Below are 14,405 nucleotides of genomic sequence, written 5' to 3' on the forward strand. Positions count from 1 at the left end.
GAGATTCTAAATGCAGTGCTTCATCATCATGAACTTGATAATGGTACGGGATTCCCTAATAAGTTAAAAGGAAATGAAATCTGTGAGTTCGCCAGAATCATTGGCCTCATTGATAAGTTTTATGATCTCAAGTCGAGCCATGATATGATTGGAGATACTCAAGAGATGCTTGAAGCTAGCTTTGAGAAAGTAGTTAAAATGTTTGATATAGAAATAATGTCTCATTTCTTTAAAGAAGCAGAAGTATTCACATTAGATACTTTGGTAAGGTTGAATACTGGTGATATAGCTGTAGTAATTAAAAATAATCCTTGTAATATACTGAGACCTATAGTTAAGATTGTTAAAGGTAAAAAATTCGCGAACGGAGAAATGGTTGAATTACAGAATTTCAGTAATGTGAAAATTCAGAATATAGTTTATTACGTGGATTGATTTTTGTAGGTTGAGTCTCATTATGCATATTGGAGCTGCTAGAGGCTCTATAAAAAGGTATATGAATAATTTATGTGGAAGGTAGTTTGCAGAATAATGCGAGCTGCCTTTCAACTATTTTAGGGATTTATGTTGAATCCGACAAAAATGAGGATATCATAAAGAGGAATAAAGATTACATTAAGATTCTCGGTTTCTATTGTAAATGAAAAGAATTGGGAATATAATCTAATTGCTAAAATATGAATTAAAAATAATGGAGGATGAGATATAAGTATGGATACAGAAGAGGTTGAAATCCATGACAAAAAAATGATTTATAAGATGTCAGTAAAAGAAGTGTTTGATACATATGAAATTAGTGCCGCAGGGCTGACATCAGAACGCGCAACTCAATTACAGCGAACTTACGGAAAGAATGTAATTGAGGAAAAGAAAAAGAAATCTGTCATATTGATTTTTCTAGGTAACTTTGTACATCTTATGGCTGTTTTGCTGTGGGTAGCAGGTGTAGTTGCTTTTATAGCAGGTATGCCTCAATTAGGGGTAGCAGTTTGGCTGGTTAATGTGATTAACGGGGTATTTAGTTTTATGCAAGAGCATCGTGCAAGCAAAGCAACAGAAGCTCTTCGTAATATGTTACCATCGTATGCAAGAGTTATTCGTAATGGTGAAGAGACAAAGATTCTTACAGAAGATTTAGTAGTAGGTGATATTGTACTATTAGCCGAAGGAGATAAAATATCAGCAGATGCTAGATTAATCGAATGTAGTGATTTACAAGTAAATCAATCTACATTAACAGGAGAATCCAATCCTGTCCGCAAGACAAAAGATGCGGTATTAAGAGATGATTTAACAAAAGCAGAGATTCCCAACCTAATTTTTGCTGGTACTAACGTATCAGAGGGAAATGGTAAGGCTGTAGTTACTGAAATAGGTATGAAAACAGAATTCGGTAAAATAGCAGGCTTAACCCAAAATATGAAGACGGAAGATAGTCCGCTTCAGAAGGAATTAAATCGACTTACGAAACAGATCTCTTTAATTGCCATGGGAATTGGTGTTTTATTTTTTATTGGTGCAATCATATTTGTAAAGGAACCAATCGCATCCGCTTTTATATTTGCACTTGGTATGATTGTAGCTTTTATTCCAGAAGGGTTGCTACCAACTGTAACTCTCTCATTAGCAATGGCTGTACAGAGAATGTCAAAGCGTAATGCCTTAGTGAAAAAACTGTCTTCAGTAGAAACATTAGGTAGCACAACTGTAATATGTACAGATAAGACGGGAACTTTAACACAGAATGAAATGACAGTAAGTAATTTGTGGTTAGCAAATGCAGAATACCAAGTGACTGGTGTTGGATATGGGAATGAAGGTGAAGTTAGAAGAGATGGAACAAAAGTTTCGGCTTCACAGGATGAAGATTTAAGAATTCTTTTAACAGGAGCAGCTCTGTGTAGTAATGCACGTTTGTTGCCTCCAAATGAGGAATCACCAAGATATACGGTATTAGGTGACCCTACAGAAGCATGTTTGTCAGTTGTTGCAAATAAAGCTGGCATCGATATGAAAAAACAAGCTGAACGAACACCGAGATTAAGAGAATTGCCATTTGAATCAAGACGTAAACGTATGACTACGATTCATGAACTTGATAAGCTGGTGGAAGGAACAAAGCGTATTGCATATGTAAAAGGTGCACCTAAAGAAATTATTAAATTAAGTACGTCTTACCGTGAGAATGGTGAGTTAAAGCCTATGACGGAAGATATGAGCAATACGATTATGAAGGCGAATGATAACTATGCAAGAAATGGTCTCCGTGTATTGGCTGTTGCATATCGTCTTCTTCACAAAGAAGATAATATTCCAACCTCTATGAGTTCCTATACGCCAGAGATCATTGAGCAAGAATTAGTCTTTGTTGGTCTAGTTGTTATGGCAGATCCTCCACGTCCAGAAGTTGCGTCAGCAGTTGAAGAATGTCGTAGGGCAGGTATTCGTATTATTATGATTACAGGTGACTATGGTTTAACCGCTGAGAGCATTGCAAGAAGAATTGGAATTGTCAAGGGTGCCAACGTAAGAGTTGTTTCTGGTTTAGAATTAGAGGCTATGTCTGATGATCAGTTAAAGTCTTATCTGAAAGATGAAATTATATTTGCACGAGTAGCTCCAGAACAAAAACTTCGAGTTGTTACAGCACTTCAGGAAATGGGTGAAATTGTTGCTGTAACAGGTGATGGTGTAAATGATTCACCAGCGCTAAAGAAAGCGGATATTGGTGTAGCTATGGGTATTGCAGGCACCGATGTAGCAAAAGAAGCTGCGGATATGATTTTAACAGATGATAACTTTGCTTCCATCGTTCATGCGATTGAAGAAGGTCGTGCAGTATATAGTAATATTAGAAAGTTTTTATTGTACATATTAAACTCCAATATGCCAGAGGCAGTACCATCTGCTATGTTTCTGTTTTCAGGGGGAGCAATACCACTACCGTTAACGGTAATGCAAATCTTAACTATTGATCTTGGGACTGACATGTTGCCTGCCTTAGGTCTTGGTACAGAAAAACCAGAAGAAGGCATTATGAATCAACCACCACGTAAACAAAATGAGCCACTGTTAAACCGCAAGTTAATTGTAAAAGCTTTCTTATGGTATGGATTATTAACTTCTATTGCGTCAGGCATGGCATATTTCCTCGTGAATATATTAAATGGATGGCCGAACGTTCCTCTTGCAGGTGAAGGAGATACAGTCTATATGAAGGCAACGGCCATTACATTAGCATCAATTGTATTTTGTCAAATTGGCGCAGTGTTTAACTGTAGAACAGAAATACAATCTGTTTTTAAAGTTGGATTATTTAGTAATAAGCAAGTTAACATTGGTATCGTATCGGAAATTATTTTAATAATACTACTTATTTATCTGCCACCATTGCAAAAGGTTTTCCATACAGCTCCACTAGATGCTGCAGATTGGTTATATCTAATTATCTTGCCACCGATTATTCTTATGATAGAAGAAGGAAGAAAATTATATTTGCGTAGAAAACATCATAAAAGCAATGATTTATCGCAGGGAGGAGAGAAGTTATGAAGGTAATCGTAATTGGGTTAGGAAGAATGGGTACAGGATTATCTCTTAATCTAGAGAAAAAGGGACATAAAGTAACTGTAATCGATAATGACATAGATGCATTTAAACGTTTAGGTGAGAATTTTAAAGGCAGTAAGGTATTAGGCTTTGGATTTGATCAAGACACGTTAATAAGTGCTAAAATTGAGCAAGCTGATGCAGTGGTTTCCTGCACGGAAAGTGATGAAATCAATGCTGTAATTGCAAGAGTCGCTAAGAATATTTATCGTGTACCAAAAGTAATTGCTCGTTTATATGATACTAGAAAAGCTGATATCTACCATAGGCTTGGTATTCAAACTATTTCAACCACTTCTTGGGGAATTGATAGAGCTACAGAGGTATTAACTTATCAGCAGTTAGATAGTGTATATGACATAGGTAATGGCAATGTGAATCTTGTTCGCATAGAGGTTCCTCCTATGTTGGTTGGTCGTAGAGTAAGAGAGATTACTGTTGTTGGCGAGTTTCATGTGGTTTCCATCAGTAGAAATGGAAAGACCTTCATTCCAACCTCAGGTGCAGTATTAGAAACTGAAGACATTTTATATATGTCCGTAATGTCTTCTTCTACAAATAAGCTAAAGTCAATATTAGACTTATAGGAAGAAAGGAGAGATAAGCATGAAAGTAATTATTGTTGGCGGTGGTCAGGTTGGTACCTATCTTGCAAGGATGCTTTTAGATAATGGACATGACATTCGTATAATAGAGCATAGAGAAAAGGTAGTTAATAAAATTGTTAAAGAATTTCCACCAGAAGTTGTAACATTCGGTTATGGATCTGATCCTGATGTATTAGAAAGAGCAGGAATTAGTACTGCTGATGTTGTGGCTGCAGTTTCTGTTCAAGATGAGATAAATCTCGTGGTATCAACCCTTGCTAAAACAGAATTTGGTGTACCAAGAGTTGTTGCTAGGGTAAATAATCCGAAGAATGCATGGTTGTACAATAGTGGAATGGGCGTTGATGTTGGCTTAAATCAAGCGGATTTGATGGCACATTTTGTTGTTGAAGAAATGGATATAGAAGACGTTTTAACGATACTAAAGTTTAGAAAAGGTGATTATTCTATTGCCACAATTAAAGTATCACCGAGCGCAAAAGCTGTGAATCAGTTGATTAAGAACTTATCTATACCGAAAAATACTGTACTTATTGCAATTACAAGAAATGAAACAATGTTGATTCCAAAAGGTGATACAAAAATATTAGTCGATGATGATATCTTAGTGTTATCAGATGAAGCTACGCATAAAGAATTGAAACAGTTGTTTAATTAATGATTGGCTTGGTTGGTAGTGATTAAGGAGTTAGAGAAATCATATAAACTATGATTTCTCTAGCTCCTTTTTTTTAACAGCTTTTCTTTATCAATAATAAATAATCCACACCACAAAAATACAAAGGGTATTAACGATTATGAAAATAAAGCTAGCGACCAATGTTATGCGCTTCTATCCGCCACTAATTATTGAAAATTATATGATAGAGGACATGGTGGAGGCACTGGATTATATTTTAGAGGAGCAATCCCTAAACGTACAATGAAAATTATTTATCTCTTTTAAGTGAAGATACAACTGGAATTTAGTCAGGCATCATCTCCTTAAGATTGTTCGCATATAGTACTTGCCTTTGGCCATATATTTATAACAAGCAAGTATCTATAAGGTGTTAGGTATGGACATTGATGAAGAAAGAGAGAAGATAGGGAAGTTCATTAAGACGGGATTAGTTGTATTGAGTATCATAATGCTTCTTGGAATCATTGGAGGCTCTATAAATAAGGCAGTTACCGCTTCTAAGGTACAAGAGGAACGCAAATTACCTATATATTGTGTAGACTGCCCTGAGAAGAAAGTGGCTCTTTCTTTTGATGCTGCCTGGGGGAATGAGGATACGAGGGCGATACTAGATATATTAGCAAAGCATAAAATCCATGTAACATTCTTTATGACTGGAGGTTGGGTTGAGGCTTATCCAGAAGATGTGAAGGCGATTTTGGCAGCAGGTCATGATTTGGGTAATCATAGTGAGAATCACAAGCAGATGTCTCAGTTAAGTAAACAAGAGTGTAAGGAAGAGATTCAGAAGGTTCATGACAAGGTTAAGAAGTTAACGGGAATCGATATGACATTATTCAGGCCTCCATATGGAGACTATAATAATACATTAGTAGAGTCTGTGAATGAATTGGGATATCATTGTGTTCAGTGGGACGTAGATTCCTTAGATTGGAAGGATTATGGTGTAGAGTCAATCATTGACACCGTAGTAAATAATCCACACCTTGGAAATGGCTCTATTATTCTATGTCATAATGGGGCAAAGTTTACAAAAGATGCATTGGATTCGCTGATTACTGGGTTACAAGATAAGGGGTATAGCATTGTGCTAATTTCTGAATTAATCTATACTGGGGAATATCATATGGATCATGAAGGACGGCAATTTGAAGGTAAGTAATAGATAATAGAGGTGTAGGCAAATAGAGAACTTCGTAACATAGATACTTTTGTTCGTTGTTCTCTTGTTTGCTAATTGCCAGTGTGGTAGAATGGATTGTAGCTGGAAGAGTCTTACATATAGGCGTTTACAAGGGGAGGGTATGATGGTTAATTTATTTCCAAATGAATTGGAAGAAAGTATGAAGTATATTTGTGGAACCAGTAGTATTTATTTTTCGTGTATTCTTAAGGGTGAAGCAGATGGTATTATATGGGCAAATAGAAAAGATTCACCTGACTTTTTACTTGTATGGAGTCCTTATCAAGAGGGTTTTCAATTAATGGGACAACCTCTTTGCAAGGAAGAATGGAAAGGATTTCGAACATGGTTTGTCAGTACAATAATTCCATTTTTGATAGAACAAGGGATGGATTATTTTGAGTATGGTGCAGATACTAAGGCATTAGCAGATATGTTTCAGAACATTTTTGCGGACATAGAGATATTTTCGTCGAATCAAAAGATGTTTCATTGGTCTAGTATAGAGGTGAATTTGAAGCAACCTAAGGGATATCGGATTGAAAAGGTGGATAGAGTTTTTTTACAAAAAGAGTATCAGAACAAGGAGTCCATTATAAATGAATTGGAAAGAGCATATGGTGGCATAGAACCATATTTTGAACATGGTGTTGCCTATGTAGCGTTATACGATAATAGGGTGGTTGCAAGAGCGGATATGCTTTTTAGTGATAATGGATATGGTAACATTTCTGTGAATACAGAAGAAGCTCATAGGAGAAAAGGGTTATCAGTTTATTTGGCAATGAAGACAATAAAAGATACTTGCAAACTTGGGTTAATACCTGTTTGGGATTGTACAGATGATAATCTGGCTTCGGAGAAGGCTGCAAAGAAATGTGGTTTTCAAATGATTCGGGAAGATCCTATCTCTTGGTTTAATCTGAATAGCTTAAAAAATGTTGGAAAACCTTTTGAGGATAAATAAGTTTAAGAATATGTATTTTAAAATCCATTGTGATTAATGTACCCGCATATACAGCAATTTGAATTTGTAGAGGAGAAATTGAGATGAAAGATGTTTTTGAAGTATGCCCTCGATTTGAAAATGAACAATATTTATTGCGATTCCTTTCAGAAAATGATGGTCATGATTTATTAAAAGTATATTCAGATAAAAAAGCAGTTCCCTTATTTAACAGTGATGGTTGTTTCGGTGATTTCTACTTTACGTCATTGGAAACAATGCAAAACGTTATTGCTGCCTGGCAAGTGGAATATCAAAGAAAAGGTTTTGTACGCTGGTCAATTATAGACAAATGCAAAGACGAAGTTATTGGAACAATTGAATTATTCCATAGAAACTCCGATGATTATTTTACTGAATGTGGTTTGTTACGTCTCGACCTTAGAAGTGATTATGAGAATGCAAGTGAAATTGAGAGTATCTTATCACTAATTGTTCCGCCAACATTTGAAATGTTCCAATGTGACAAAGTAGCAACAAAAGCGATACCAGAAGCAAACGAGAGAAGAACTGCATTGTTGAAAATGGATTTTGTTTTATCAAGTGAGAAATTAGTAGGGCAAGATGGGACAAAATACGATAATTATTTTCTACTGCATAAATAGACAGTAGAAATAATCTAGTTGTAGTATGAATTAAAAAGTGAACCAGCTAATGGTAGCAGAATGGAGACTATTATGAAGATATTAAACGTAACTGGTTATGAAATCTATAATTCGTCAATTGTAAAAGGTGACGGCTGCTACGTGATTGATAGTAGTGGAAAAAAGTACATAGATTTTGAGTCAGGTGTATGGGCCTTACCTCTTGGACATAATAATTTACAAGTAAATAGCGCAATTATCGAGCAGTTAAGTGGAATATCTCATACAGCATATCGGTACAACCATTCCGTTGTAGAAGAAGCAGCAGATACATTATTAAAAATAATGAACTTAGATGATGGAAAATGCCTATTTTTATCATCCGGAAGTGAGGCTGTGGAATTCGCTGTTAAGATTATCAATAAGATATCAGATAAACCATACCTTTTGAATTTAGATAAGTCTTATCTATCTGCCTATGGAACTTCTGGAAATACAAATTCCGGTCCATGGATCTCTATTGATTGGCAAACATATATAGATAATAATCCTTCAAATTATGATGATTTATTAAAAGATATTCCGTTTGAACAAATTGGTGCATTTGTGTTTGAAGCCGGAAATGCATCTGGTAGTGTAGGTCTTCCTCCCAAAGAACTAATCCAAACGATCGTATCAAAAGTAAAAGAACATAAGGGTTGGATTCTTGTTGATGAAGTTACAGTTGGTATGGGGAGAACTGGAGCATGGTTTGGTTTTGAACACTATAATATTCAGCCCGATGTTATTGCATGTGGCAAAGGTCTAGGCAATGGCTATCCCATTAGTGCAGTAGGTATCTGTAAGGAAATTTGTAGGTTGTTGGAGCAGACAGATTTTACTTACGGACAATCCCATCAAAATGACCCACTGGGGTGTTCGGTTGCGAAAGAAGTTATAACAATTATAAGAGAGAAGGATTTATTACAACAAGCCACAAGAAGCGGTTTGTTTTTAAGAAATAAATTATCGGAACTGAAGGATAAGCACAGATGTATTAAGGTAGTTCGAGGAGTGGGTTTATTGTGTGCCATTGAATTTGTGGATTCTATAGATAAACAGAAACTATCAATGATACATAAAAAGCTTTTTGATGCTGGTTTTATCGTTGGACTGAAGCTAGCCACTAATGTCATGCGCTTTTACCCTCCACTAATTATTGAAAATCATATGATAGTGTCCATGATAGAAGCTCTTGATTATATTTTAGAGGAAAACCCCAAAATATACAATAAGGGATTAATTGCATGTGAGGAATAATAAATGATAAAAGCAATTTTCTTCGATTTATTTTTTACACTTATAATCCCTAAATACAATGAAACAATCAATGAATACACTTTTGTAAAGATGACTGCTGCCGAATGGGAAGTATATGCGGAAAACAATTTGCTATACACCGAAAGGGCAGTAGGAAAAGTTAAAAGCGAAAGTGATATTATAGATAGAATAGTAAATATACTTCCGATTTCGGTTTCTGATACTCAGAAAAAACAAATTTTACAAGCTCGAGAAAACAGAATGAGAAATGCATTAACTAATAGTTCATATGAGATAATAAACACTTTAAAAGCTATAAAAGAAAAAAACATAAAGATAGGCTTAATAAGCAATGCAGATGTTATTGACTGTAAATATTGGAGTATCTCAAAATTAGCTCCTTATTTTGATGATGTTATATTTTCTTGCGATGTTGGGTTCTTAAAGCCAGACAAAGAAATTTATGAACTAGCAATGCAAAGATTAAATGTTATGCCTAATGAGTCTTTATTTGTTGGAGATGGTGGGTCAAATGAACTGTTTGGAGCTAAGGAAGTTGGAATGAGGACAGTCTTTACTGAATTTCTTGAAAAGAAAACGGAATCTCAAAGAGAAAATATAATAATGTATGCGGATTATCAGATAATAGATTTTAAACAATTATTAGAAATAATTTAAACTACAAGTTTAATGAGAATTTCTGATTAATATGCTAATGTATGTATTAGGAAAGAAAACTCATCAGGAGGTACATATTATGAAGCACTTTACATCTGCAGCTGCAAACAAATGGATAAAATCATTAGAGGATGAGAAGAGTTATTACATATCGTTAGAAGATACCGCAAGTGTTTATGTTTTAGCAGAAGGTGAAGAAGTTGAGAAGCCGGAATATGATTATGAAACCGTAAATAATGAAATTTCTAAATTGGATTGTAAGATTAGAAAAATCCGTCATGCTATTAATATTTTCAATGTAACTACAGTGTTAGAAGGTCTGGATATAACCATTGATGAGGCATTGGTAATGATGGCTCAGCTGAATAATAGAAAGAACAAACTTGATTGTATGAGAAGAAGATTACCGAAGGAACGAGTGAATCCGATGGTAGCAAGAGCTAAGTCTTATGTGGAATATGAATATGCAAATTATGATATCAATAAAGTAAAAGCAGATTATCAACAAATTAGCGAAGAAATCACAAAAATTCAGCTAGCACTAGATATGTGCAATCAAACGAGAACGTTTGAGATTAATGTAGAGTAAATCTTAATCCTGTAGCGGTGTAAGGCATGTTAATCAATTGAGGATGTTATGGTCAGCGTATGGTTTGTGTTAAGGATTATTTTCTTATTTTCTAACGTTATTGTTCATGGTTAGTGAAGAAGATGGTATTTTTCTTACTGTTACGAAAACTTGCTTTAGCTGGAATGGAAGTAATAGGTTATAAGTTCCAAGCAGCATAAATATTGACTTGAATACAATGAATAATTGTATTATACTGGTAAAGCATAGAAAAACCAAAGTACTTTTGAAAGGAAGGTAATCAGAATGAATTTTCCAACCGTAGATTTGAAAGCAACTGGAGAGAATATTATTAAACTAAGAAAAGAACAAGGAATTACCGTTCGTCAAATACAAGAATATTTTGGATTTGAACAGCCTCAAGCCGTTTATAAATGGCAGCGAGGAGAAAGCCTTCCTTCGGTAGATAATTTATTTGCATTAAGTAGATTATTGAATACAACAATTGATGTAATCCTGGTCGGAAACGATCAGGGTTTTTCTATTACTAAATTAAAACAAGCTGGCTAAACGTAAGCGTCCTCTCAAGTACGCATTAAAAAAAGACGTCAATGCCAGTATAAGTGTGGAAAAGGCTTTGAAGAAACACTAAATTTTTATAACTATTCTCAAAAGGGTGAAATGAAGGATTTACAACTTGATTTATTATTACCTATTAAGGATAAGGAGAAGATGAATGGAAGAGTTTAATATTGGCGGGGTAATACCATTCGGCGGTTATAACTGGCGCATTCTTGACATAAAAGATAATGCGGCTTTGATTATAACCGAGTATATTATAGAACAGCGTCCTTACCATGACGCTTATAAAGATATAACATGGGCTGACTGCTCGTTAAGAAAATATCTGAATGGTGAATTTTATGACAAATTTAATATGGCTGAAAGATCGAGAATAATTCCAGTAATAAATAAAAATCCTGACAATCAGTGGTATGGTACAAAAGGCGGAGCAGATACGAGGGACAGCATATTTATATTAAGCGTTGAGGAAGTAGTGTGCCAATATTTCGGTGATAGCAGTTCAAAATTGTATAACCCAGGAAAAAATCAAAGATACTGGTTTGAAAGAAAAGATGAAAACAACAGTAAGCGATATGCAAGACTTGAGACTAATACAGAGTATAATTGGTGGTGGATTCGGACACCTGGCCGTGTGAATGTAAAAGCCGTGTACATCCACGGTGACGGTAATATAGGTATCCAAGGCAATAATATATTGAAAGGTAACCTTAGTGATGGCAGATGTACAGGTGGTGTTCGTCCTGCTTTGTGGATAAAAATGGAGTATCATTAGATGAATAGTATTTGAAGCTACCTCTAAATGGGACAAACCTAAAAGTGGGTTTTGAAGAGATGATTAGCCAGTATAAGTTGGTTTTATCACTTTAGATAAAATTATCTGGTAAGCATTTTGTTGGATATAAAAGACATGCTGAATAAACATTTGAGTTACTAAGTGTTTATTCAGCATGTCTTGCCTAATTGATTTATATAATAGTTTCGTTATTATTGTAATTAATTATTGTAATTTATCTTCTAGCTTAGCAATCGAAGCCCCAATAAACCCTCTGAATAATGGATGTGGTCTGTTAGGTCTTGATTTGAACTCAGGATGAGCTTGTGTAGCTACAAACCAAGGATGATCTTTTAATTCAATCATTTCAACGATACGACCATCTGGTGATAAACCAGAAAGAACAAGACCGTGTTTCTTGAAATCATCACGATAGTAGTTGTTTACTTCATAACGATGTCTGTGTCTTTCTTTGATATCTGTTGTACCATATAATTCATGAGCCTTTGTGCCAGCTTCTAATATACAAGGATAAGAACCTAGACGTAAAGTTCCTCCAAGATCTTCAACACCATCTTGTTCTGGCATTAAGTGAATTACTGGATGATTAGTACTAGGATTTAGTTCTACACTGTGTGCATCGGCAAAACCAACTACATGTCGTGCAAATTCAACAATTGCTAATTGCATACCTAGACATAGTCCTAAGTATGGAAGCTTGTTTTCACGAGCATATTTAATTGAAGTAATCATACCTTCAATACCACGGTGACCAAAACCGCCAGGTACGATAATACCTGAAACATCAGAAAGCATTTCTTCTACGTTGTTAGGAGTAACATCTTCTGAATTAATCCATTTGATGTTAACAGAAGCGTTGTGTGCAACAGCGCCATGTTTTAATGACTCTACAACACTGATATAAGCATCATGTAACGCTGTGTATTTACCAACTAAAGCAACAGTAACTTCCTTCTTAGGGTTTTTCAAAGCGTAAACCATGTTTTCCCATTCAGCTAAATCAGGTTCTGGACATTCAAGTTTTAGACAATCACAAGCAATATTTGCAAGGTGTTCTTCTTCCATTGCAAGAGGTGCCTCATATAGTGTATCAACATCAAGATTTTGCATAACGTGATTACTTGGTACGTTACAGAATAAAGCAATTTTATCTTTAATGCCTTCTTCTAAAGGAACCTCGGTTCTACATACGATAATATCAGGTTGGATACCCATACCTTGTAATTCCTTAACGCTTGCTTGAGTTGGTTTTGTCTTCATTTCTCCTGAAGCTCTAAGATATGGAATTAAAGTAACGTGAATAAGAATTGCATTTTCACGACCTATATCATGTTGGAATTGACGGATTGATTCTAAGAATGGCTGACTTTCGATATCACCTACTGTACCACCAACTTCGATGATTGCAATTTGTGTTTCATCACAGCCATCATTGCGATAAAAACGGCTCTTGATTTCGTTTGTGATGTGAGGAATAACTTGAACAGTACCTCCACCGAAATCCCCGCGTCTTTCTTTTGATAATACAGACCAATAGATTTTTCCTGTAGTTACATTTGATTGTTTTGTAAGACTTTCATCGATAAATCTCTCATAATGACCAAGATCAAGGTCAGTCTCTGCACCATCATCTGTAACAAAAACTTCTCCGTGTTGGATTGGATTCATAGTGCCGGGATCGATATTAATATATGGATCAAATTTTTGCATAGTTACTCTGTAGCCACGAGCTTTCAATAAACGACCTAATGAAGCAGCAGTAATACCTTTCCCAAGTCCTGATACAACACCACCTGTTACAAATACATACTTGACAGCCATAATTGTTCCTCCTTTAACGTAAAATGTGTGAATTTGTAAATTTTCTATTTCGTTACTATATATCTGAATAGAATATGTGATTATCCTATTAAACTGTGAATAAAACACTAACTGAAACATTATACATTAATCTTACACAGAAATCTAGAAGAAAAATCGAAAAAAGTATTGTGTTTATTTAAAATATATAACAAACTAATATTATTAAGTAAAAAAGGGAAAATACAAAGATTATCTAGAATTAAAATGAATAAATTTAAGAAAAATTTGTAAATAAGTAAAAAAAAGAAACTATATTTCTTAGGTATAATTTATTCCCTTGTAAAAAAAAATATGTTATTATAGAATAGAATACACATGTAGTGTATTCTATTAGGAATGTTTACGGAGGATTTTTAAATGAAGAAAGTTGCAATTTTTTTAGCAGATGGATTTGAAGAAATTGAAGCATTAACCGTGGTTGATGTATTAAGAAGAGCCAAGATCGATGTAACTTTAGTTTCTATGAAGGGAATTAAGGAAGTGTATGGAGCTCATAAAATTGCGATAATGACAGAAAGATTTTTTGATGACTTGAATTATGAAGCAATTGATATGCTTGTACTTCCAGGTGGAATGCCAGGAACATCACGCCTTGCAGAAAGTAAACCATTGCAAAAATTATTAAAAAAATTCTATGACAATGGTAAATGTATTGCTGCAATTTGTGCTGCTCCAAGTATTTTAGGCACACTAGGTTTATTAGAAGGCAAGAAAGCTGTTTGCTATCCAGGTTATGAAGATAAATTACATGGTGCTACTATTGTGGATGCAGGCGCTGTAATTGATGGAAATATTGTTACTGGTAGAGCAATGGGATCAGCAGTAGAATTCGCATTAGCCATCGTTGAAAGATTAGAAGGTAAGGAATTATCTGATAGCATTGCTAAGTCAATCGTATTTTAATTTCTTTTCTTGTATTTGGGTACTAATTTATATAGAAGGAGAAG

Annotated in this window: 14 protein-coding genes; 13 read left to right on the forward strand and 1 reads right to left on the reverse strand. The window is 34.8% G+C overall.

Translation table 11 applies throughout. The features are described 5' to 3' along the window. The 12 genes from ACW2QF_RS11690 to ACW2QF_RS11745 form a co-directional block, all read left to right on the forward strand. Window positions 1-435 (forward strand): HD domain-containing phosphohydrolase (locus ACW2QF_RS11690; RefSeq protein ID WP_455716181.1); only part of this gene is annotated, 435 nt, incomplete at its 5' end. 276 nt (window positions 436-711) lie between these two features. Continuing rightward, entirely contained in the window at window positions 712-3,552 is a 2,841-nt protein-coding gene (locus tag ACW2QF_RS11695; RefSeq protein ID WP_455716182.1) for a cation-translocating P-type ATPase, read from the forward strand. Next, window positions 3,549-4,196: a potassium channel family protein gene (locus ACW2QF_RS11700; RefSeq protein ID WP_455716183.1), complete on the forward strand. Its 648-nt coding sequence runs from the start codon at window positions 3,549-3,551 to the stop codon at window positions 4,194-4,196. The genes ACW2QF_RS11695 and ACW2QF_RS11700 overlap by 4 nt, the downstream gene beginning before the upstream one ends. 19 nt (window positions 4,197-4,215) lie before the next feature. Further along, window positions 4,216-4,875, forward strand: coding sequence for a potassium channel family protein (locus ACW2QF_RS11705; RefSeq protein ID WP_455716184.1), 660 nt, complete (start codon window positions 4,216-4,218; stop codon window positions 4,873-4,875). Window positions 4,876-5,275: 400 nt separating this feature from the next. Beyond that, window positions 5,276-6,061 (forward strand): polysaccharide deacetylase family protein, encoded by a 786-nt coding sequence (locus ACW2QF_RS11710; RefSeq protein ID WP_455716185.1) that lies wholly within the window; start codon window positions 5,276-5,278, stop codon window positions 6,059-6,061. Between the two features lie 145 nt (window positions 6,062-6,206). After that, the gene (locus ACW2QF_RS11715; protein WP_455716186.1) at window positions 6,207-7,049 is read left to right on the forward strand and encodes a GNAT family N-acetyltransferase; all 843 of its coding nucleotides are present in this window, start codon (window positions 6,207-6,209) and stop codon (window positions 7,047-7,049) included. Between the two features lie 83 nt (window positions 7,050-7,132). Next, window positions 7,133-7,693: a GNAT family N-acetyltransferase gene (locus tag ACW2QF_RS11720; protein ID WP_455716187.1), complete on the forward strand. Its 561-nt coding sequence runs from the start codon at window positions 7,133-7,135 to the stop codon at window positions 7,691-7,693. Window positions 7,694-7,765: 72 nt separating this feature from the next. Continuing rightward, window positions 7,766-8,971 (forward strand): class-III pyridoxal-phosphate-dependent aminotransferase, encoded by a 1,206-nt coding sequence (locus ACW2QF_RS11725; protein ID WP_455716188.1) that lies wholly within the window; start codon window positions 7,766-7,768, stop codon window positions 8,969-8,971. Window positions 8,972-8,974: 3 nt separating this feature from the next. Next, window positions 8,975-9,649, forward strand: a complete 675-nt coding sequence (locus tag ACW2QF_RS11730; protein WP_455716189.1) for an HAD family hydrolase — start codon at window positions 8,975-8,977, stop codon at window positions 9,647-9,649. Between the two features lie 79 nt (window positions 9,650-9,728). Then, window positions 9,729-10,238, forward strand: a complete 510-nt coding sequence (locus ACW2QF_RS11735) for a hypothetical protein (RefSeq protein WP_455716190.1) — start codon at window positions 9,729-9,731, stop codon at window positions 10,236-10,238. 285 nt (window positions 10,239-10,523) lie between these two features. Beyond that, complete coding sequence (locus ACW2QF_RS11740) at window positions 10,524-10,787, forward strand: helix-turn-helix domain-containing protein (RefSeq protein WP_455716191.1); 264 nt, start codon at window positions 10,524-10,526, stop codon at window positions 10,785-10,787. A 166-nt stretch (window positions 10,788-10,953) separates the two neighbouring features. Next, a complete protein-coding gene (locus tag ACW2QF_RS11745) occupies window positions 10,954-11,574 on the forward strand; it encodes a DUF6273 domain-containing protein (protein WP_455716192.1) in 621 nt (206 codons plus the stop codon). 225 nt (window positions 11,575-11,799) lie between these two features. Here ACW2QF_RS11745 and ACW2QF_RS11750 read toward each other — a convergent pair whose 3' ends face one another. After that, window positions 11,800-13,416 carry a CTP synthase gene (locus ACW2QF_RS11750; protein WP_455716193.1) on the reverse strand — a complete coding sequence of 539 codons (1,617 nt, stop codon included), beginning with the start codon at window positions 13,414-13,416 and terminating at the stop codon, window positions 11,800-11,802. A gap of 399 nt (window positions 13,417-13,815) precedes the next feature. On the opposite strand from ACW2QF_RS11750, the gene ACW2QF_RS11755 reads away from it, so the two are divergent. Beyond that, entirely contained in the window at window positions 13,816-14,361 is a 546-nt protein-coding gene (locus ACW2QF_RS11755; RefSeq protein ID WP_455716194.1) for a DJ-1 family glyoxalase III, read from the forward strand. Window positions 14,362-14,405: the final 44 nt, after the last annotated feature.

The sequence above is a fragment of the Anaerosporobacter sp. genome (assembly GCF_965301125.1).